General features: G+C 73.6%; 17 protein-coding genes. 9 read left to right on the top strand and 8 right to left on the bottom strand.

Going from position 1 to position 20,794, the window contains the following annotated elements:
* The first annotated feature begins 13 nt into the window (after positions 1-13).
* The 3 genes from ABZS42_RS15380 to ABZS42_RS15370 all read left to right on the top strand — a co-directional run bounded on the left by ABZS42_RS15380 (position 14) and on the right by ABZS42_RS15370 (position 2,922).
* On the top strand, positions 14-721 hold the full coding sequence (locus ABZS42_RS15380; RefSeq protein WP_355145576.1) for a cytidine deaminase: 708 nt from the start codon (positions 14-16) through the stop codon (positions 719-721).
* Between the two features lie 135 nt (positions 722-856).
* On the top strand, positions 857-2,137 hold the full coding sequence (locus ABZS42_RS15375; RefSeq protein WP_355145574.1) for a thymidine phosphorylase: 1,281 nt from the start codon (positions 857-859) through the stop codon (positions 2,135-2,137).
* Positions 2,138-2,241: 104 nt separating this feature from the next.
* The gene (locus ABZS42_RS15370) at positions 2,242-2,922 is read left to right on the top strand and encodes a DUF4272 domain-containing protein (protein WP_355145572.1); all 681 of its coding nucleotides are present in this window, start codon (positions 2,242-2,244) and stop codon (positions 2,920-2,922) included.
* 16 nt (positions 2,923-2,938) lie between these two features.
* On the opposite strand, the gene ABZS42_RS15365 is transcribed toward ABZS42_RS15370, so the two are convergent.
* On the bottom strand, positions 2,939-3,802 hold the full coding sequence (locus tag ABZS42_RS15365; RefSeq protein WP_355145570.1) for a putative RNA methyltransferase: 864 nt from the start codon (positions 3,800-3,802) through the stop codon (positions 2,939-2,941).
* Positions 3,803-4,049: 247 nt separating this feature from the next.
* Between ABZS42_RS15365 and ABZS42_RS15360 the strand changes: the two genes are divergently transcribed.
* Positions 4,050-5,135: an adenosine deaminase gene (locus ABZS42_RS15360; protein WP_355145569.1), complete on the top strand. Its 1,086-nt coding sequence runs from the start codon at positions 4,050-4,052 to the stop codon at positions 5,133-5,135.
* On the opposite strand, the gene ABZS42_RS15355 is transcribed toward ABZS42_RS15360, so the two are convergent.
* The gene (locus tag ABZS42_RS15355) at positions 5,111-5,656 is read right to left on the bottom strand and encodes an ATP-binding protein (protein WP_355145567.1); all 546 of its coding nucleotides are present in this window, start codon (positions 5,654-5,656) and stop codon (positions 5,111-5,113) included. The two genes, ABZS42_RS15360 and ABZS42_RS15355, sit on opposite strands and share 25 nt — an antisense overlap.
* A gap of 277 nt (positions 5,657-5,933) precedes the next feature.
* Here ABZS42_RS15355 and ABZS42_RS15350 point away from each other — a divergent pair, with 277 nt between their 5' ends.
* From ABZS42_RS15350 to ABZS42_RS15335, 4 genes are all read left to right on the top strand, one after another.
* A complete protein-coding gene (locus ABZS42_RS15350) occupies positions 5,934-9,569 on the top strand; it encodes a nitrate- and nitrite sensing domain-containing protein (RefSeq protein WP_355145565.1) in 3,636 nt (1,211 codons plus the stop codon).
* Between the two features lie 2 nt (positions 9,570-9,571).
* A complete protein-coding gene (locus ABZS42_RS15345; RefSeq protein ID WP_120673401.1) occupies positions 9,572-9,976 on the top strand; it encodes a roadblock/LC7 domain-containing protein in 405 nt (134 codons plus the stop codon).
* Positions 9,977-10,071: 95 nt separating this feature from the next.
* Positions 10,072-10,452, top strand: coding sequence for a DUF742 domain-containing protein (locus tag ABZS42_RS15340; protein WP_350790886.1), 381 nt, complete (start codon positions 10,072-10,074; stop codon positions 10,450-10,452).
* A 1-nt stretch (position 10,453) separates the two neighbouring features.
* Positions 10,454-11,047, top strand: a complete 594-nt coding sequence (locus tag ABZS42_RS15335; protein ID WP_076471088.1) for an ATP/GTP-binding protein — start codon at positions 10,454-10,456, stop codon at positions 11,045-11,047.
* Positions 11,048-11,373: 326 nt separating this feature from the next.
* On the opposite strand, the gene ABZS42_RS15330 is transcribed toward ABZS42_RS15335, so the two are convergent.
* Both ABZS42_RS15330 and ABZS42_RS15325 read right to left on the bottom strand, forming a co-directional pair.
* Entirely contained in the window at positions 11,374-13,749 is a 2,376-nt protein-coding gene (locus tag ABZS42_RS15330; RefSeq protein ID WP_355145683.1) for a transposase, read from the bottom strand.
* A 38-nt stretch (positions 13,750-13,787) separates the two neighbouring features.
* The gene (locus ABZS42_RS15325; RefSeq protein WP_355145562.1) at positions 13,788-14,738 is read right to left on the bottom strand and encodes a DNA primase; all 951 of its coding nucleotides are present in this window, start codon (positions 14,736-14,738) and stop codon (positions 13,788-13,790) included.
* 137 nt (positions 14,739-14,875) lie between these two features.
* Between ABZS42_RS15325 and ABZS42_RS15320 the strand changes: the two genes are divergently transcribed.
* Positions 14,876-15,217, top strand: a complete 342-nt coding sequence (locus ABZS42_RS15320; RefSeq protein ID WP_355145560.1) for a helix-turn-helix transcriptional regulator — start codon at positions 14,876-14,878, stop codon at positions 15,215-15,217.
* 76 nt (positions 15,218-15,293) lie between these two features.
* Here the strand turns inward: ABZS42_RS15320 and ABZS42_RS15315 are convergent, their stop codons facing one another.
* The 4 genes from ABZS42_RS15315 to cydB all read right to left on the bottom strand — a co-directional run bounded on the left by ABZS42_RS15315 (position 15,294) and on the right by cydB (position 20,789).
* Positions 15,294-15,965 (bottom strand): permease prefix domain 1-containing protein, encoded by a 672-nt coding sequence (locus tag ABZS42_RS15315; RefSeq protein ID WP_355145558.1) that lies wholly within the window; start codon positions 15,963-15,965, stop codon positions 15,294-15,296.
* A gap of 68 nt (positions 15,966-16,033) precedes the next feature.
* On the bottom strand, positions 16,034-18,112 hold the full coding sequence (locus ABZS42_RS15310; RefSeq protein WP_355145556.1) for an ATP-binding cassette domain-containing protein: 2,079 nt from the start codon (positions 18,110-18,112) through the stop codon (positions 16,034-16,036).
* On the bottom strand, positions 18,112-19,785 hold the full coding sequence (gene cydD / locus ABZS42_RS15305) for a thiol reductant ABC exporter subunit CydD (protein ID WP_355145554.1): 1,674 nt from the start codon (positions 19,783-19,785) through the stop codon (positions 18,112-18,114). Before cydD ends, ABZS42_RS15310 begins: the two co-directional genes overlap by 1 nt.
* On the bottom strand, positions 19,782-20,789 hold the full coding sequence (cydB, locus tag ABZS42_RS15300; protein WP_355145552.1) for a cytochrome d ubiquinol oxidase subunit II: 1,008 nt from the start codon (positions 20,787-20,789) through the stop codon (positions 19,782-19,784). The genes cydD and cydB overlap by 4 nt, the downstream gene beginning before the upstream one ends.
* Between the last annotated feature and the right edge of the window lie 5 nt (positions 20,790-20,794).

Here is a 20,794-nt window from a genome sequence, read left to right as displayed (position 1 = left end):
GGGGGAGCGCGATATGGAGATCGACTGGACGCGGCTGCGCGCCGCCGCCACCGAGGTGATGCGGCATGCGTACGCCCCATACTCGAAGTTCCCGGTAGGCGCGGCCGGCCTGGTCGACGACGGCCGGATGGTGGTCGGCTGCAACGTGGAGAACGCCGCGTACGGGGTGGTGCTCTGCGCCGAGTGCGGTGTCGTCTCCTCGCTGCACGCCACCGGCGGGGGCCGGCTCGTCGCGCTCTCCTGCGTCGACGCGACCGGCGAGCCGCTGATGCCCTGCGGCCGGTGCCGGCAGCTGCTCTGGGAGAACGGTGGCCCGGAGTGCCTGATCGAGACGAGGGGGCGCCCGCTGCGGATGGCCGAGCTGCTGCCGCACGCGTTCGGCGTCGAGGACCTCGAATCCGTGGTCGGGGAGACCCCGCTGCCGGTGGTGCCGGAGCGGCTGGCCGCCTGGCGGGGGCGCGGCACGGTCTTCGTGCATCCGGACCTCTCCGCCGGCCAGCAGGTCTGGACGGCGTACTGGGAGCGGTCGGCCGGTGACGACGCGGGCGCCGAGACCGGCGTGCTGGAGGAGGGGCCGAGCTGGGACGACCCGGCCGAGGCGATCACCTGGGGAATGGCCCGTACGCCCCGGGTGGTGGTGGTCGACGCGACCGGCACCATCTTCTGGGCGGGCGAGGGCGAGCCGCCGATGGAGATTCCGGTTCGCTGGCCGGGCGCCTGATTCCGCCCGTTGCTTTCGGGGGCCGGGGCCGGTCGACCCGATCCTTGGTGGTGGCGGAGCGCGGTTCCGGTCGCGGTCGCGGGGCGTATGCGTCGTCGCTGAGTATCGCCATGACAACAAGGAAAGAACTTTCTGATGAGTGCTCTTACTGCGGTTGACGTCATCCGGACCAAACGGGACGGGGGCGTGCTGTCGGACGACCAGATCGACTGGGTGATGGACGCGTACACCCGGGGGCAGGTCGCCGACGAGCAGATGTCCGCGCTGGCCATGGCGATCCTGCTGCGTGGCATGACCGGTCCGGAGATCGCCCGGTGGACCGCCGCGATGATCGCGAGCGGTGAGCGGTTGGATCTCTCCGCCGTCGACCGGCCGACCGCGGACAAGCACTCCACCGGAGGTGTCGGCGACAAGATCACTCTGCCGCTGACCCCGCTGGTGGCGGCCTGCGGTGCCGCGGTGCCGCAGCTGTCCGGGCGCGGCCTCGGGCACACCGGAGGGACGTTGGACAAGCTCGAGTCGATCCCGGGCTGGCGGGCGACGCTCACCAACGACGAGTTCATCGGCCAACTGCGCGACGTGGGAGCGGTGATCTGCGCCGCCGGTGCCGGGCTCGCCCCCGCCGACCGGAAGCTGTACGCGCTGCGTGACGTCACCGGCACCGTCGAGGCGATCCCACTGATCGCCAGTTCGATCATGAGCAAGAAGATCGCCGAGGGGACCAGCGCTCTGGTGCTCGACGTCAAGGTCGGCTCGGGCGCCTTCATGAAGTCCGTCGAGCAGGCCCGCGAGCTGGCCCGCACCATGGTCGAGCTGGGCGGGGCGCACGGGGTACGCACGGTCGCGCTGCTCACCGACATGTCCGCCCCGCTCGGTCTGGCTATCGGCAACGGTGTCGAGGTCGCCGAGTCGGTCGAGGTGCTGGCCGGTGGCGGCCCGGCCGACGTCGTGGAGCTGACCCTGGCCCTGGCCCGGGAGATGCTCGACGCCGCCGGCCTCGGCGACGCCGACCCGCAGGTGGCGCTCCGCGACGGCCGGGCCATGGACGTGTGGCGGGCGATGATCCGCGCCCAGGGCGGCGACCCGGACGCTCCGCTGCCGACCGCTCCGGAGATCGAGACGGTCCGGGCGGAGGCCGACGGTCACGTCGAGGCGATCGACGCGTACGCCATGGGGGTGGCCGCGTGGCGACTCGGCGCGGGCCGCGCGCGCAAGGAGGACCCGGTGAGTGCCCCGGCCGGCGTGGTGCTGCACAAGCGGCCCGGTGACCGGGTGCGTGCCGGTGAGACCCTCTACGAGTTGCGGGCCGAGCAGGCCGATCGGATCCCCGCGGCGATGGCCGAGGCCGCCGGCGCGGTGCGGATCTCCGAGACACCCCCGGTCGGTCAGCCCCTGGTGATCGAGCGGATCGGCTGACCCGGTATCGGGCGGGCCGGCATGGTGCCGGTCACCCGGGGTCGCTATTCTGCCTGGCCAGGGGGGACAACCGGCGTCGAGCCGTTGCGAGCAAGGGAATCGCCGTGACCGTACCTGCCCCCGACCCACGTGAGGTGCGTGAGGCGAGCCTGGACGAGCTGTCCCGGCTGGGCCTGCCGCTGCCGCCGCCGCAGTTTCCGCTGGTGTGGGAACCCGGCGACCAGATCGAGTTGCGGTCCACCGCGGAGATCGAGGCCCGGATCGCGGTGCTGCACCTGATCCTGGCCCGTTGCTTCGGGATGACGCCGCAGGCCGCGATGAGCTGGTTGCTCGCCTCCCACCTGGTGGAGAAGGTCACCCCGCCGGAGTGGCAGTTCGTCACCGGCAGCAAGGGTGATCACCGCTCCTTCGTGTTGCACCACGACGCGCTCTTCTCGCTGGCGTGGGTACTCGGCCTGACCAAGCTGCTCGACCCGACCCTCCCGGTGGACGAACGGCTGGTCGAGCGGATGCCGGACATCGCCGCCGGTGAGACCTTCGCCGAGTGGCGGTCCCGGATCCTCGCCGCGCCGCAGCACCCCGCCGACGCGGCCGCCCTGCTCGATCTGCACTACTGCCTGGACTGGGCGTACCTGGAGCTGGAGCGGAACGGCCGCCGGCCGCCCGGGCTGGTCGACGCGAACGCGATCGGTCAGCGGCGGTGGGCGCTGGAGTGGGCGGTGGTGCTGCGCGGGCCGTACCACGATGAGCCGCCCGGCTGGGAAGAGGTCGACCTCTCCACCTGACCCGGGCCGGCCGCCGTCAGCGCGGCACCGGACGCCACACGCCGAGCCGGACCGCGACGGTCACCCGTACCGGCTCGGCCATCGCCGCGACGCGGGCGGCCAGCCCGGCCGGGTCGGTGTGCCAGGCGCTCGGGCCCATACCCACCAGTGTGGCCACCTCCGGCCGGGTGAGGGCCAGCTCGCGGCGGTGCACGGTCTCGGCGGCGCAGGTGAAGTGCGTACCCAGGCTGGCGGCCACCCGGTCCTGCTTGGCCGGATCGACCCGGAGCAGCTCGAGCGGCCCGATCAGCTCGGCGAGGTGGTCCGCCGCGGGCGTCACCACCAGCAGCGCGCCGGCCGGGTCCAGCACCCGGTGGAACTCGGCGCCGTGTCGTGGCGCGAAGACGTTCAGCAGCAGGGCGGCGGCACCGTCGGCGACGGGGAGTCGTTGCCAGGTGTCGGCCAGCGCCGCGGCGATCCGCGGGTCCGCCCGGGCGGCTCGCCGCAGCGCCGGCTTCGAGACGTCGAGCGCCACGCCCACGGCGTCCGGCAGCGCCGCCAGCACCGCGGCGAGGTGCCGGCCGGTGCCGGCTCCGGCGTCCACCACCAGGGGGTACGCCCCGGCGGCCGGGCCGACCGCGGTCACCGCCGCGTCCGCCAGCGCCGCCGAGATGAGGTCGTAGTGGCCGGCGGCCAGGAAATCGGCCCGGGCGGCCACCATCTCGGCGGTGTCGCCGGGGTGCGGCGCGCGACCGGCCAGCAGGTTGACGTAGCCCTGCCGGGCCACGTCGAAGCTGTGCCGGCGCGGGCAGCGCAGCGCGCGGGCGGTGCCGGCGTGGGTCTCGCTCAGCGGCTCACCGCAGATCGGGCAGCGGAGCCGCTGGAGGATGCGGGAATCCATGTCAGGCGTCCAGGTGGGTCGGCACCGCGGGTACCCGGCGGTGGTCGTCGGCGCGGCGGAGCGGGTGCGCGGCGGTGGGCCCTCGGCGATCGCGATCGGGCAGCTCCACGTCGACTACGGTAGGCCCACCCGCCGCCGTGCCGGTCCGTACCCGGCCGTCCAGCGCGGCCGGACGAACGGAAGGCGGTCGTGCGGGACGCGGCCGGTCCGCGGAATGGCGTGGATCGCGCCGCACTAGGGTCTGGGAATGGTCGCGAACATCCGGTACGAGGACATCGTCAAGGTCCCGAAAGCGTTGCTGCACGATCATCTGGACGGTGGCCTTCGGCCGGCGACGATCGTCGAGTTGGCCGCGGAGGTGGGGCACCAGCTGCCCACCACCGATCCCGAGGAGCTCGGGCGCTGGTTCGTGGCGGCGGCCGACTCGGGCTCGCTGGAGCGGTACCTGGAGACCTTCGCGCACACCGTGGCCGTGATGCAGACCGCGCCCGCGCTGCGCCGGGTGGCTCGGGAGTGCGCGCTCGACCTGGCCGCCGACGGCGTCGTGTACGCCGAGGTGCGGTTCGCCCCCGAGCAGCACCTGGAGCGGGATCTCACGCTGGACGAGGTCGTCGAGGCGGTGCTCGTCGGCTTCGCGGAGGGCAGCGCCGAGGCCGCCGCGGCGGGCAGGCCGATCCGGGTGGGCACCCTGCTCACCGCGATGCGGCACGCCGCCCGCTCGCAGGAGATCGCCGAGCTGGCCGTACGGCACCGGGACGCCGGGGTGGTGGGTTTCGACATCGCGGGGGCCGAGGCCGGCTTCCCACCCACCCGGCACCTGGACGCCTTCGAGTACCTGCAGCGGGAGAACTTCCACTTCACCATCCATGCCGGTGAGGCGTTCGGGTTGCCGTCGATCTGGCAGGCGATCCAGTGGTGTGGAGCGGACCGGCTCGGCCACGGGGTGCGGATCGTGGACGACATCAGCACCGAAGGGCCGGATCCGGTGCTCGGCCGGCTGGCCGCGTACGTGCGGGACAAGCGGATCCCGCTCGAGCTCTGCCCGTCCTCGAACGTGCAGACCGGTGCCGCCGCGTCGATCATCGAGCACCCGATCGGTCTGCTGCGTGATCTTCGCTTCCGGGTGACGGTGAACACCGACAACCGGCTCATGAGCGGCACCTCGATGTCGCGGGAGATGGCGCTGCTGGTGGACGCGTTCGACTACGGCTGGGCCGAACTGCGGTGGTTCACGATCAACGCGATGAAGAGCGCCTTCATCCCGTTCGACGAGCGACTGAAGATCATCGACGAAGTGATCAAGCCCGCCTACGAGCCGCTGTTGCGGGACTGATCGACCTGGTACGGGTGGCCGGCGAGCAGGCCGGCCACCCGGTGCAGCACCTCGCGGCCCCGCGCCGCCTCCGCACCGAGGTTCGTCTGACGGTGCAGTACCGCCGGTTCCGTACGCAGCAACGCCAGCCCTCGTCGTACCAGCACCCGCGGCGCCTTGCGCTGTTCGGAGAGGTCGCGGGCCAGCCGGCGGAAGAAGGTGGTGCTGCGGGGCCGGCGTAGCGCGTACGCCCCGGCGAGCAGCCCGCGTCGGCGGCACTCTCGGACGATTTCGGCGGCGAAGATCCCTTCGGCCACAAAAAGTGGCGATCCGGCTAGGTCAAATGTCCGGGTGGACACCTGGCGGTCCGCGTCGATGGAATAGACGGGGACTTCCGCCTGGCCCTCTCGCGCGAGCCGGGCGATCGCCTCGAGCGCCGCCTCGGCATTCCAGGACTGTGGTGACTCCCAGTCCACCTGGCCGTTTCGTCGCGGCGACGTAGGGTCATCGCCGTCCTTGTAGAAGTCGTCCAAGCACAGCACCGGGAGCCCGGTTCGCTGCGCTATGTATGACTTTCCGGAGCCGGAAGGGCCGGCCAGCAATACAACGCGATGCGGATGATTCATTACCTTCAGTAACTCCGGCCAGACGGTGTGCTATCAAAACGCTTCAACATCTCATCACACGGTGGGCGGCGGCCAACCTGGGCTTTCCTCTTGTCGAGCGGCGTGATGGAATCTCGGGGGTCCGACCCGCCGGGTCGGTCGCTGGGCGTTGCCCGGGGCAACGCGCGGACGCTGTAATCGCGAGGACGGTGACGTGAGCAAACGGCCGAAGACGGCGGGCTCCTTCCTGTCGCGGCTGCGCCAGCCGGCCAGTCGACTCCGGGACATGCCGATCTGGTCCAAGCTCGGTCTCATCATGATCGTGCCGACCATCGCCACGGTCGTGGTGGGCACCAACGGTCTGGTCGACCACCTGGAGACGCTCAACAATGCCAACCGAGCCGGCGACCTGGCCAACCTCTCCGGCTACTCGGGTGACCTGATCAACACTCTGCAGGACGAGCGGACCACCGCCGTGCTGCTGCTGGTATCACCCCCGGGTCAGGCGAGAGCGCAGTACCAGGAGGCGTACAACCGGGTCAACACCCGGGTCGACCAGTCGAAGGGCCCCTACCTGCGGCAGCGCGCGTCGATCGACGGGCTCCCGAGCAGCCTCGAGGGGTTGCTCGACAAGATCGACCGAAGCCTCACCGACATGCCCGGCATCCGTAGCCAGGTCTACAAGGGCAAGCTCCGGCCGGTCGAGGCCACGCAGGCGTACGAGCGTGTGATCACCGACCTGCTCGCCATCCGCGACTCGGCCACCCAGCTCGCCGGTGACAACAACCTGAGCGACCGGATGCGAGCCGCAGCCGCGGTGGCGCGGGAGAAGGAGTTCCTCTCCCTGCGCCGTGTTGTGGTGCACCAGGCGCTCGCACAGAAGCAGCTCACTCCGGCCCTGCGCACCGAGTACATCGCCAGCGGTACCGGGCAGGACCAGGCCGTACAGAACTTCAAGGCGGTCGCCAGCGGGGACGAGATCCGCTTCCACGACCAGACCATCGCGGGCGGCGACCGGCGCGAGGCCGAGCGCTACATCGGCTGGATCAACGGCAACACCAGCGGCAGCATGGTCGGCGCCCCCTTCGGGCCGGACCAGTGGGACGCGGCCATGGTCGCCAACGCGAAGCTGATCCGGACGGTGGAGACGAAGCTCGACAGCGACGTGGTCCGCCTGGCCGAGGGCATCCGCTCCGACGTGCAGCGCCAGGTGTTCCTGGAGACCGGCCTCCTGCTGAGCATGCTCCTGCTGGCCATCCTCTTCGCCTACCTGGTCGCCCGCTCGATGGCCCGCTCGCTGCGCGAGCTGCGGCAGGGCGCCCTGGCCGTGGCCCAGTACGGCCTCCCGCAGGCCGTGGCCCGGCTGCGTGACCCGCAGGTCATCGGCCAGCTCTCCCCGGCCCAGCTCGCCAACCAGATCGCCGAGCCACTACCGGTGCGCAGCAAGGACGAGTTCGGCCAGGTGACCGAGGCGTTCAACGCCGTCCACCTGGAGGCGGTCCGTACGGCCGCCGAGCAGGCGGCGCTGCGCGCGTCCGTCGCGACGATGTTCGTCAACCTGGCCCGCCGGTCGCAGATCCTGGTCGACCGCCTGATCGGGCACCTCGACCGGCTGGAGCGCGGCGAGGAGGACCCGGACCGGCTGGCCGAGCTGTTCCAGCTCGACCACCTGGCCACCCGGATGCGCCGCAACGACGAGAACCTGCTGGTGCTCGCCGGCGCCGACTCGACCCGCGTGCAGCGGGAGCCGGCCGCCCTGATCGACGTGCTGCGCGCCGCGCAGTCCGAGGTCGAGCACTACACCCGGATCGACTTCGGCGTGATCGACCGCGACATCGAGATCGCCGCGCACGCCGTCAACGACCTGGTCCACCTGGTCGCCGAACTGTTCGACAACGCCACGGCGTTCTCGCCGCCGGACTCGCAGGTGCAGGTCGAGGCGCGCCGGGTCGGTGACCGTTCCTCGCTCTACGTCGAGGACCGCGGCATCGGCATCAGCGCGGACCAGCTCCAGGAACTCAACGAGCGGCTCGCCACGCCGCCGCAGGTGGACGTGGCCGTCTCCCGGATGATGGGTCTGGTCGTGGTGGCCCGGCTGGCCTCCCGGCACGGCGTTCGGGTGGAGCTGCGTCCCGGCATCGACCGGGGCACCGTGGCGGAGGTCATGCTCCCCAGCTCCGTGCTGGTGCCGCGCGCGCTCTCCGGTCGGGTGCAACAGCCCCCGGCGCTGCCGGCCCCAGCCGGCGGCCAGGCACCGGCCACCCCCACGCCGAGTTTCGGTGCGCTGCCCGCGTTGGGCGTGCGGCAGAGCGAGTCCGGCAACCAGGTGACCCTCGGCGGCCGTGCCTTCGACCCGGCATCCCGCAACGGATCGGGCACGCCGACGCCGACCGCTTCGGGGCGCGGTATGCCCGCCTGGTCGGACCTCACCGGTGCCGCCTCGGCCAACGGCAACGGCACGTTCACTCCACGCCCCGCCAACGGCCAGCCGATCGACCCGCTGCCGCAGCGTCGTGGCGTCGACGGCGAATCGGGCAACGGACAGCCGCCGGCTATCCCGCGGCAGCTGCCCAGCAGCCCGGAGGTGACTCCGTACTCGCCGCCGGTCTCCGTGCCGCCGCTGCCGCCGGTCTCCGGTGGGCCGGTGTCCGGATCGCCGGTCTCCGCGCAGCCGTACTCGGGCGCTCCGGTGTCGGCCTCGCCGTACGCCGGTCCGCCGGTCTCGGCGCAGCCCTACTCGGCTCCGCCCGTCTCCGGCCAGCCGTACTCGGCTCCGCCGGCCGCGACGCAGCCGTACTCCGCTCCGCCCGTCTCTGGCCAGCCGTACTCCGCGCCGCCGGCCGCGACGCAGCCGTACTCGGCTCCGCCCGTCTCTGGCCAGCCGTACTCGGCTCCGCCGGCCGCGACGCAGCCGTACTCCGCGCCGCCGGCCGCGACGCAGCCGTACTCCGCTCCGCCGGCCGCCGGGCAGCTGGCGAACCCACTGCAGTCCCAGCCCAGCTCGAGCGCTGCGGCGCCGCCGGCCTGGCCGCCGGTGGCCGACGCGGAGCGGGAGCCGGCCGCGCCGCCGGTGCCCGAGCGTCTCGCCGCCGCTCTGGACATGACGACCGAGCTGCCGCGGGTACCCCGGCCGGAGGCCCAGCCGGCTCCCGCGCCGCCGGCACCCAACCGGCCCGCGCCGGCTCCGCAGGCCCAGAACCAGCAGCGGTACGCGGACGAGACGATGGAGCTGCCGATCTTCCGGGAGCTCGAATCGGCCTGGTTCCGTACCCGCCGGCCTGGGGCGGAGGAGGCGGCTGCGGCCGCGAAGCCGGCGACGGCGACGAACGGTGCGACGACCCAGCAGTTTGCCACGGTCGACACCACCGGTCAGGCCGTCCAGAAGACGACACCCGGGACGACAGGTAACGCACCGATGGCAGACACACCGACGGCGCGGGAGACCGGGGTGGGCGTGAACGGGGGCAGCCGTCCGACCGCCGCCGAGAGCATGCCCCGCCGGCCCGTGCAACAGAGAAACAGCTGGGAGAGCGCTGCCGACGACGGCTGGCGGGCCGCCACGGCAGCCACCGACGTGCCGGTGCGGTCGACCACACCGACCGGGTTGCCGAAGCGCACCCCGATGGCGCAGCTCGTGCCGGGCGCGGTGGAAAAGCCGGCCGCGTCCGTCCAACGGCGTTCGCCGGAGGCCGTCCGCGGTCTGCTCTCGGCCTATCACCGGGGTGTGCAGCGGGGGCGTAGCAACCCCTCGGAGAGCAACCCAACCAACCCGGAGGCGGCTCCGGGAGGGCAGCAATCCTCGCAGCCTGACTCAGGCCCAGTGGCCGGGAGCGGGCAGAAGGAGCAATAACGATGACTACTACGCAGGATCTCGGTTGGCTTCTCGCCAACTTCGCCGACCGGGTGCCGGGGGTCGCGCACGCGGTCGCCGTCTCCGCGGACGGCCTGCTCCTCGCTGGGTCACGGGACCTTCCGCGTGACCGCGCCGACCAGCTGGCCGCGATCTCGTCCGGCCTGGTCAGCCTGACCCAGGGCGCGGCCCGTTGCTTCGAGGGAGGCGCGGTACTGCAGACGGTCGTGGAGATGGACAATGGCTTCCTGTTCCTGATGTCCATCTCCGACGGCTCGTCCTTCGCCGTCCTGGCTGCCCGCAGCTCGGATGTGGGGCAGGTCGGCTACGAGATGGCGTTGCTCGTCGACCGGGTGGGCGACGCGCTCACCCCGGCGCCGCGCGCTGCCGCGGGAATGCTGGGCTGACGTCCTGCTGACCGGAGTCGGCGGGGCAGCAACGACGACAAGAGGGGCTCCACCGGGTGGAGCCGGTGCCGGGTACGAAGGAGGTGAGCGGCGAGATGTCCGACCGTGACGAACCAACCGGAGCGTTGGTCCGTCCTTACGCCGTGACCCGTGGTCGTACCCGCCCCCGACTCGACATCGCGCTGGAGGCGCTCGTCGAGACGACGGTGCGCGGCCGGGCTGCCGCTGCCAACGGCAGTGGTGGTCAGGGTCGCGAGCACCAGTACATCGCCGCGCTGTGTGACGGACGCGTCCAGTCGCTCGCCGAGATCGCGGCGCGGATGCAGCTCCCGCTCGGTGTGGCCCGGGTGCTCATCGCCGACATGGCGACGGACGGCCTGGTCGCAGTCCACGAGCCGACCATCCTGGACGACTCGGACGACGCGGTGGGCACTGAACTGCTGGAGAGGGTGCTGAGTGGACTTCGCAGGCTCTGACATGTCGCACCGCCCGCCGACCCCGAGCGGGCGCGTGACGTCGGCGAAGATCGTTATCGCCGGTGGATTCGGCGTCGGCAAGACGACGCTGGTCGGTTCGGTCTCGGAGATCACGCCGCTGACCACGGAGGCCATCATGACCTCCGCCGGTGTGGGTGTCGACGACACCCGGCAGGTGCCGGGCAAGGCGACGACCACGGTGGCCATGGACTTCGGCCGCATCACCATCGACCGTGATCTGATCCTGTACCTGTTCGGTACGCCGGGTCAGACGCGGTTCTGGTTCATGTGGGACGAGTTGGTGCGTGGCGCCATCGGCGCTGTAGTGCTGGTGGACACCCGGCGACTGGCCGACTGCTTCGCGGCGATCGACTTCTTCGAGCACCGGCGGCTGCCGTACCTGGTGGCCATCAACTGCTTCGACGGGATGCAGTACCACGACCCGCAGGACGTCCGCGACGCGCTGGCGATCTCGAGCGACGTCCCGGTGGTGGCCTGCGACGCCCGAAACCGGGAGTCGACCAAGCACGTGCTGATCTCGCTGGTCGAGTACGTGCTCACCATGCGGCGCTCCCGCGCGGTCGCGCCGGCCTGACCGGTAACCGTCGACGCGCCCGGTGCGGCTGAGGCCGCACCGGGCGTTCGTCGTTCTGGGCGCGGTGCTGGTGCCCCGCCCGGCTCCCACCTCGCCGGGTCGGGGACAGGTGTCGCTGGTTCACGTGCTGTCGAGCCCGCGGCCCGCCGGTGGCGGCGAGAGGGCGACGATCTGCGGCCAGGCCGCCTGCGGCGCTGCTGGGGGGCCGTCATGGGCGCGGCGCTGTTTGGGGGCCGCCATGAGCGCGGTGATGGCATGCGAAGAGCCCCGGCTCCGATCCGGCCGACCGGCCGGGCCCGAGCAGGGGCTCTGATGCTGCGGAGACGTCAGGAACGGTAGCCGGCGGAGCGGTACTCGTACTCCCGGTCGTCGTCGCGGTCACCGTGGTCGCGGCTGAAGTCCCAGCCGCCGGCGGACTCCCGGCCCGGACGGCCACCGACCGCGAAACCACCGATCTCCTGACCGCGGCGCCAGCCGCGGAAGTATCCGGTGGTGTTCTCCGCGAGGCTCGCGGCGTCCCGGACGATCCGGAGCGGACGTTCCTCCCGAAGCGGTGAGCCGGGCACCAGGTTGGCCTGTGGCACCCGCTTCGGCAGTCCGGCCCTGGTCTCCGAGCCGATCGCGGGGCGGGCGGCCTGTTCGGCCGCCTGCCAGCCGGTGTCGGCGAGGCTCGACCAGTCCAGGTCGGACTCGTCGTTGTGCCCGACGAACCAGGCGGACCTCGCCTGCGCGAAGATCAGCAGATCACCGTCGCCGCTCTCGTCGGCCACCGGTGGTGGCCGGTGCTCGACCGGCGGTGGTGGCCGGTGCTCGACGGACGGTGGTGGCCGGTGCTCGACGGGCGGACGCTCGGCACGGGCGGCCGGGCGGCCACCCCGCCCGGAGTCGGCCGTGTCGACCAGGCGCAGCGGCGGCGTCTCCAACTGCGGGTCGGTGTTCTCGCGCAGCGCACGGTCGGCCAGCGGTGGTGGCTCGACGAGCCGCAGCATCGGCGGCTCCTGAGGCAGGTCGTCGGCGAGCCACGGCGGGGTGACCCGCCCCTCGCCCGCGCCGGGGTCGGTCGGCGCGTCGACGCCCCGCCCGCCCCCGTACGGGTAGGCGGCGGGGTTGTCCGCCGGACCGTCGGCCGGGTCCTCCGGGTTGTTCACCAGCGGCCAGTTCGCCCGCGAGCCGGGCGCGGCGGACTCCTGGTCCGGCCGCGGGGCGGGCACCGGGACGCTCAGATCGGTGGCGCTGAACCCGCCTGTGGGTGGCCCCGCGTCCCGATTGGTCTTCGGCCGGGGTGGGATCACGGTGCGCTGCCGTTCCGCCCGGGCGCTCTGGATCGCGGCGGTGGTCAGCGTGGGCCGGAAGGGCTCGCCGGCCTCGGCAGGTGGCACCTTGCCGCGCTGCGCGGGCGCGATCGGGGTGATCCCGGGCGGCGGGGGCGGGGGTGCGGAGACAGGCCGGTTGGTGGGCGCGTCGATCTGGCTCGCCGCCGGCTCGACACGAACGGGCGGCGCGGACACCGGCGGCCCGGCCAGCGCGGCCGGCGTCACCGGTGCGGGGGCGACCGGTGGTGGTGCGACCGGTTCCGGCGCGACCGGGGGCGGCCCGAGCGGTCGTGGCGGCAGCGGCGGGCTGCCGGCGGAGACCGGCTCGGGACGGCTGCGCCGGCCGCCGGAGGGCATGGGCTCGGTCGTGGTCGCACGGATGGCGCGAAGACCGCTGGTGTTGCCCGTGAGACCGGGCAGCTCACCCGCGGACTCACCGCGCCGGGCCGCGGCCCGCCGACCGGGGGCCGGGGTGGGCGTGGTGACCCGGGCGTTGAGTGCGTCCACGAGCGCGTCGCATCCCGCGTCGCAGGCCCGGACGGAGGCCACCGCCTGCCGGACGGTTTCCGCCACCGCGGAGGTGAGGGCGCGGTTGACCGTGGCGCGCCGGGGCGTCTCGGAGATGGCGACCCGCAGGGCGGTCACCGCCTCGTCGATCTCCTTCTCGTCGGCGATGCCGTCCGCCGTGAGGTGCGCCGCGATGGCGTCCGCGGCGACGGAGACCTCCCGGCCGTGGGTGACGGTGCCGGCGAGCATGCTCGGCTCGGGCAGGGCGTCGAGCACGGCCAGCGGCACCGGCTCGGCCGGGTCGGGGTACGCGCGCAGCGCGGCCGGGTAGAGCTCCCGGAGCACCTCGCGCAGCGCCACGGCAGCGGAGTGCCGCCCGGTGGCCAGCGCGGCGTGCGCGGCGAGGACCTGCTTGTAGCCGGCGAGATCCCGGGGGGCGGGGAGGGTCACGGCGGAGAGCGCGCCGGCCTGCAGCGCTCGGGCGAGGCCGACGGCCCGCCGTTCCGCCGGCGGCGACTGCATCTCCTCCAGCGAGTCGTCGTCGGCGAACCGCTCGGCGAAGTCGTCGACCGAGTCGTCGTCGGCGATTGCGAGGGGGCGACCGGCGGCGCTGAGCAGTGAGGTGACGGTGTGGTCGTCGCTGTCGGCGGCGATCGCCGCACCGCTCGGCCCGCCCGACCGCTCGACGAGCAGCGCGACCAGCTGGGCGTAGCCGGCCGGGTCGTCGCCGATCTCGCAGACAAGCAGCAGACGGCCTGCGTCATCGACCACAGCGGACGTCAGCGTCGAGCCGGCCGAGGCCGGTCGGTCGGCCGGATCCGCCGAGGCTAGACCGCAGTACACGCGCACGAGCGCCACAGCGTCGTCCTCCTCCCGGGACAGGTGTTCCTCTGCCAGTGACTGATGCTCCCCGGTAAGGGTCAGTCGCGCCAGTCCACCACCGCAGAGATCTTGCCGACAATGGTGCGCCAACCGAGACTTGCGGTTTGTGCCCCGATTTTCTTGAGTCGCCTTCGGCCGAGGAAACCACCGACCCCGCCGTTGACCGAGGCCCGCAGCGCCTCGTCCAGGTCATCGAGGCTGGAGCCGGCGGAGAGCATGTCGAGTACGGCCGGTAGGCGCAGGGCGTACGACAGGTCACGGGCGACCTCGCCGGCCTCGATCAGCAGTGTGGGATCCCACGCGTCGTGCCCGCCGCGAAGGTTCTCCACCACCAGGTCGAGCTCGTAGGTGTCCTCGTCCAGCGGGGCGATGTCGGCCGGCTCGACCCGTTCGGACAGTTCTTGCCAGCTGTCCAGTTGAGACAAATCGTTGGGCGCACCGGATCGGATGAAACTGACCAGGGACTCCGGGGTCTTGAACAGCAGCAGCCGCCCCTTGTGGGTGAGGAAGGCCGGGACCTCTTCCTCCTCGCCCACCTCCTCGGCGGCTTCCTCGGCCGTCTCCTCCTCGTCGGCCCCCTCGGCGTCGGCGGCACGCCGGCGCTCGTCCTCCTCGTCGCTCGCGGCGAACTCGTCGGCCAGGTCCTCGTCGAGGATGACGACGGTGTCGTCGTCCTCCTCCTCGATGACCTGGCGACGGGCGAGGAACGGGTCGTCCTGGTCCCGCTCGGTGACGTCGGTCGGAGTCAGTTCTCGCGCCGGCCGGTACGCGCGCAGGGTGAAGCCGGTGCCGGCGGGGAGGGCGATCTCCACCGGGTCGATGCCGACCTTCTCCCACAGTGACCGGTCCACGTTCGCCGAAGGGCGATCGGTGTCGGCCTCCTCCGGCTCGACCGGCTCAGTGGTGTCGTCGAGCTCGGGCTCGTCGGCGTCGGGCCGTTGAGGCGACTGGCGGGCCACACTGACCTCCGTGTGCTTCGGGCTGCCCACTTCCGGCGCTGCGGCCGGCTAGTGACTCTGGGCACATACCCTAGTGGGCCGCCCTGGAACACTGGTGGCCGCACCCCGGTGCGCCCATCGCCGTTCCCGGTGGCGGTCCGGCGCATCGACAAGTAGCGTAACTACACATGAAGGCTCAGGCGCTGCACGGACACCTCGATGCCCTGCTGCTGGCGGTGCTGGAGGGGGGAGCACTGCACGGTTACGCGATCATCGAGGCGCTTCGCGCCCGCAGCGACGGCAATCTCGACCTGCCGACCGGCACGATCTATCCCGCCCTGCGCCGGTTGGAGCGCGCCGGGCACGTGGCCAGTGCCTGGAGCACTGTCAACGGTCGGGAGCGGCGCACCTACCAGCTCACCGACGCCGGGCGCCGGGCCCTGGCAGGGGAGCGCGCCGGCTGGCACGAGTTCAGTGCGACCGTCGGGCGGTTCCTCGACCCCGGCACCGCACCGACCGCGCCGGCCTGACGCGACCGAGGCGCTGGGGTCGGACGCTCGGTCTGGCGCGGGCCGGGACGGACCGAGGCCGCGATGGCGGGCGACCTCAGCGGACCGCGAGCACCCAGCTTCGGGCGGCCCGGCCCAGCCAGAGGTAGCCGGCACCCGCCAGCACCGCCCCGATGATCATCGGTGGCCAGGTCAGCGCGGCGTCCCAGAGACCGATCGACCAGGCGAAGAGACCGGCCCCGGCCAGTACGCCGAGCCCAAGGCAACCGGTGAGCCCGGTGCCGACCAGCCGGGCGAGCACGGCGGGGCCGGGATTGGCCGACCGGGCGGCCAGCGTCACCAGCAGCAGCCCGGCCGCCGCGAACGCGAGCGCGGCCAGCCAGAGCCAGTGCACCGACGCGGAGAGGAGCAGGTAGCCGGCCGGGGGTCGGGGTCCCGCGCTCCAACTCGACCCGCGCCAGGTCAGATCCCCGGCGACGACCAGCAACGAGGCGACCGCGAGCACCCGTTGCGACAGCCCGCGCAGCGCCCCCACCGCGAGCTCGGCCTGCCAGGCCGGCAACAGCTGCGCAGGACTGCCGAACTCGGTCACCGCACGCCGTTCGGCCTCCGCCGCCGGCAGGCCGTCCGCGCGGTACGCCTCGACCGCGTCGAGCAGCCCGTGCCGGGCCTCGGTCAGCAGGTCGGCCTTCAACCGGGCCGGCCCGCGCAGCGACTCGGCCAGGTCCCGTAGGTGGTTTTCCACCAGGACGTCGTGGCAGCGTGGCATGGGGCCACCTTGCCACGTCCGGCGTTCTCTCGCTGTCCGGTAATACCCTGGTCCGTCCCGGAGAACGGTCAGGGGGTCAGGGCGAGGTAGCCGCGTTCAGCGGCCTCCTGGAGCAGCCACTGGTCCCGGTACCAACCGGGGGTGGCGACCAGTTCGGCGTGCCGGCCGCGTTGCGACACCCGGCCGGCGTCGAGCACCACGATCTCGTCCAGCTCGGCCAGCCCGGTGAGTCGGTGGCTGATGAGCAGCACCGAGTGCCCGGCGGGCGTGGCGGCCAGTGCCGAGGCGAGTACCGCGTCGGCGGCCGTCGGATCCAGCCCCTCGGTGGGCTCGTCCAGCAGCAGCACCGGCGGTGCGGCCAGCAGTGCCCGGGCCAGCGCCAGCCGTTGCCGCTGCCCGCCGGAGAGTTGCCCGCCCTCTTCGCCGACCACCGTGTCCCAGCCGGCGGGCTGGTCGCGTACCCAGTCGAGCAGGCCGGCAGCGGCGGTCGCGGCGGCCAGATCGTCCTCGTCCGCGCCCGGCCGGCCGAGCAGCAGGTTCTCCCGGACCGTGGCGTGGAAGACGTACGCCTCGGCGAGCAGACCGCCGATCAGTCCCGGCAACTCGTCCTCGGGGTACGTCGTCACGTCGCGTCCACCGATGCTCACCTGCCCTCCGCTGGGGCGTACGGCGCCGGTCAGCACGGCGGCCAGCGTGCTCTTGCCGGCGCCGCTCGGGCCGACCACCGCGATCCGCCGGCCGGCCGGCAGTTCGAGGTTCACCCGGTCGAGCGCGGGCGCGGCGCCCGGCCGGTACCGGACCGTCGCCTCGTCGAGCCGGATGTCGTGCCCGCCGTCGAGCAGGTCCGGCCGGGCCGCGGCGGCCCGGCCGGCCGGAGCCGGCAGCTCGGAGCCGGGCAGCGGCTCGGGCCCGGGCGACGGCGGAACTCCGGGCTCGGTCGGGCCGGTGGACGCGGCCGGCCCGGCACCGCTCGGCGCGCTGTCGGACGGTGACGCGGCGGGGTGTCCGACCGCGGTGTCGCCGAGCAGGACGGCCACCCGGGTCAGGCCGGCGTCGAGCTGGGTATGCTGCCGGGCCGCCCCGACCAGCGCCAACGCGATCTCGACGGCGCTCAGGGTGCCCACGGCCAGCACGCCGACGAGTACGCCGGGCACGCCCGCGGCGAGCGCGACGAGCACCACCGCGGCGGCGGTGAGCCCGGCGACCAGCGTGCCGACGGCGTCCACCGCGAACCCGGCGGCGGCGAGGCGACGTTCCAGCCGGGCCAGCCGGGTGGCGCGTCCGGTGGCGGCGCGCAGCGCGGAGCCGGTGGCGCCGAATGCGGCGAGGTCGGCGGCGCCGTGGGTCAGGTCGATCGCATCGGCGGCCAGCGCACCGCGCAGGGGTGCCAGCTCGGCGGCGCTGCGCCGGGTCAGTGTGGTGGCCAGGACGGGTAGGGCCAGCCCGGCGACGAGCAGCCCGACCGCGAGCACCCCCGCGGCGGGCGGCGAGATGAGCGCGGCCCCGCCCACCGCGACCAGGCTGACCAGCACCGCCGCCGCGCCCGGCACGAGCACCCGCAGCAGCAGGTCCTGGACCGCCTCCACGTCGGAGACGAGTCGACTCAGCGCGTCGCCGCTGCGCGGTGCGGCGGTGCGCCGGGCGGCGAGCGTGGCGAACACCCGGGCCCGTACGTCGGTGATCATCCGCAGTACGGCGTCGTGTCCGGCCAGTCGTTCGGTGTAGCGGAACACCCCGCGGCTGATCGCGAGCGCACGCACGGCGACGATGGCGACGGTGAGCCGATCCAGGGGTGGCCGCCCGGCGGCGCTCATCAGCAGCCAGGTCGCGGTCGCCATCAGGGCCAGCCCGGCGAACTCGGTGGCCGCGGCGAGCAGCCCGGCGCCGACCAGGCGGCCGAGGTACGGCCGGGCCAGACGCAGCACCGCGCGCTCGGCAGCGCCCCTCCGGATGCCGGGATCGGGGCGTTCGGCCGTTCCGGCGGTCGGGTCGATCGCGGCGGGTCCGGCGATGTCGAACTCCGCCGGAACGGCCACACCGGCGGCGGCGGGGCCGAGCGCACCGGCCCTGCCGGCGTCGACCTCGGCCACGCGCTCCGGTGCGGGGTCGGCGGTACCGGGGGCGGGCTCGCGCGGTGCGGTGCTCATCAGGATGCCTCCCCGGTCGGTACGGGGCTCAGTTCGGTGACCCGGCCGTCCTCGACCCGCAGGATCCGGTCGGCGTCGGCGAGCAGCGCGGGGCGGTGCGCCACCAGCAGGGCCGTCCGCCCGGCCACCAGCCGGTGGGTGGCGGCCAGCACCACCGCCTCGGAGGCGCTGTCCAGCCGCGCGGTCGGCTCGTCGAGCAGCACCACCGACGCGTCCCGGAGGAAGGCCCGGGCCAGTGCCACCCGCTGCCGCTGCCCGCTGGACAGGCCGTGCCCGCGTTCACCGAGCACCGTGCCGAGCCCGTCGGGAAGGCCGGCGACCACCTCGTCCAGCGCGGCGTCGTGGACCGCTTCGGCGAGCGCCGCGTCCGGGGTGTCCGGGGCGCCGAGGCGGATGTTGTCGGCCAGCGAGGCGGCGAAGAGGTGGGCGCGCTGCGGGACCCAGGCGAGCTGGCGGCGCCAGGCGTCCAGGTCGACGTCGGCCAGGTCCACGCCGTCGACGGTGATCCGGCCACTGGTCGGGGTGACGAAGCCGAGCAGGAGGCCCAGCAGCGTGCTCTTGCCGGCGCCGCTGGGTCCGACCACGGCGATCCTCTCGCCGGGTCGTACGGTCAAAGTCACGTCGCGGAGCGCGACGGTCCGCTCGTACGCCACGGTCACCGACTCGAACCGGATCTCGCCGCGCGCGTCGGGAACGAGGCGGCTCTCCGACGCGGGCCGGGTGGGTGCGGCCGCCTCCACCCCGAACGCGTCGTTCAGCGCTGTGAGTCCCTCCTGGCTGGCGTGGAACCGGCTGCCTGCGGCCCGCAGCGGCAGGTACGCCTCCGGGGTCAGCAGCAGCACCAGCAGTGCGGTCTGCAGGGCGATTCCGCCACCGAGCAGCCGGATGCCGACCGGCACCGCCACCAGCGCCACCGAGAGGGTGGCCACCAGCTCCAGCACCAGGGCGGAGAGGAAGGCGATGCGCAGCGTACGCATGGTGGCGGCCCGGTGCCCGTCGGCCATCCGGCGTACGACACCGATCTGCGCCCGGGCGCGGCCGAAGGCACGCAGGGTGGGCAGCCCGGCGACCATGTCGAGGAAGTGCCCGCCGAGCAGCGAGAGACGGCGCCACTGGCGTTCCGTGGCGGCCTGCGCCTGCCAGCCGAGCAGTGCGCCGAAGATCGGGATCAGCGGCAGCGTCAGCGCGATGATGATCGCTGAACTCCAGTCGGCGAGCCCGATCCGGGCGAGTACGGCCAGCGGAACGGTGACGCTGAGCACCAACTGCGGCAGGTAACCGGTGAAGTAGGCGTCCAGCGCGTCGAGCCCGCGCCCGGCCAGCGTGGCGAGCTGCCCGGCCCGCTGCCCGGCGACCCAGCCCGGGCCGTTGCGGCCGACCGCGGCGAGCAGGTCGGCGCGGAGCGCGGCCTTGACCGTCGCGGCGACCCGGGCGGCGACGGTGCCCTGCGCCCACACCAGCAGCGCGCGGGCCGCGACGGTGGCGGCGAAGCCGGCCAGCGCGGGGCGGTCCAGCCGCCCGTCGAACGCCGTGGCGAGCAGGGCGGCCAAGGTGGTCGCCTGCGCGACAACCAGCCCTGCCGCGAGCACACCCAGCAGGGCGAGCAGGGCGAGATCGCGGCGGGCCGCGGGGACCCGACGCAGTAGACGTGGGTCGAAGGGGCGGCGGTTCACCAGTACACCGGTGCTCTGCCGTCCGTCCGTCCCCGGAACACCCACCAACACATCAGTTGGAAGCCTAGTAGGGCCGGCAGGAGCGGCATCGCGAGCCAGCCGAGCAGGCGCAAGGTCGGTGCGCTGGCGGCGGCGTCGGCCACGGTCAGTGACGCGCCCGGGTCGGTCGTGGAGACCAGCACGTAGGGCCAGAGGGTCGCGCCGATCAGCGCCACCGGTAGCGCGAGGGCCGCCGCGGTGGCGGTGAAGGCCATCCCCGCGCGCCCGCGGGCGAGCGCCGCGCGGGCCGCCAGCAGCGCGGTGACCAGCAGTGCGGGCAGCAGTACGCCGGCCAGCGGCTGCTGCGCGGCAGCCCGTACCCGTTCGGAGAACAGACCGACGACGGTGGCCGCGCCGACCGCGGCGAGCGCCACCAGGAGCAGCCGGCGGGCCAGCCGGCCGGCCCGGGCGGCGTCGTCGGCCGGCAGCCGGAGCGTGAGGAATGTCGCACCGTGCGCCGCCACCAGCGCGACCATGGCCAGCCCGGCGGCGGCCGCGAACGGGGTGAGGAGGTGGGTCAGCCCGACGACGTGCCCGTCGGTGTCGCGCGGTACGCCCTGGAGCAACCCGGCGAGCAGTGCGCCCCAGCCGAGGGCGGCGAGCGCGCTGCCGACGACAACCACCCGGTCCCACCGGGCGCGGATCCGCTGGTGGGCGGGCCGGCTGCGCAGCTGCACCCCGGCGGTGACCAGGATCACCCCGGCGAGCGCGCCCAGCACCGCCGGGTAGAACCCGGAGAGCAGTTCGCCCTCGAGCACGGGGAAGGCGCCGAACAGGATGCCGACGGCCGCCACCAGCCAGACCTCGTTGCCGAGGAAGAACGGACCGACGGCGTTGAGCGCCGCCCGGCGTCGGCCGGGGTCGGTGTCGCGGGCGAGCGATAGGCCGACGCCGTAGTCGTAGCCGCCGAGCACCAGGTAGGTGCCGAAGAAGAGGCCGAGCAGGACGTACCAGATGAGTTCCACGTCAG

The organism is Micromonospora sp. NPDC005367 (genome assembly GCF_040606825.1).
In the GTDB taxonomy this organism is placed as follows: Bacteria; Actinomycetota; Actinomycetes; order Mycobacteriales; family Micromonosporaceae; genus Micromonospora.
The sequence above is the reverse complement of the archived record's forward strand: the minus strand, read 5'-3'. Positions and strand labels throughout refer to the sequence as shown.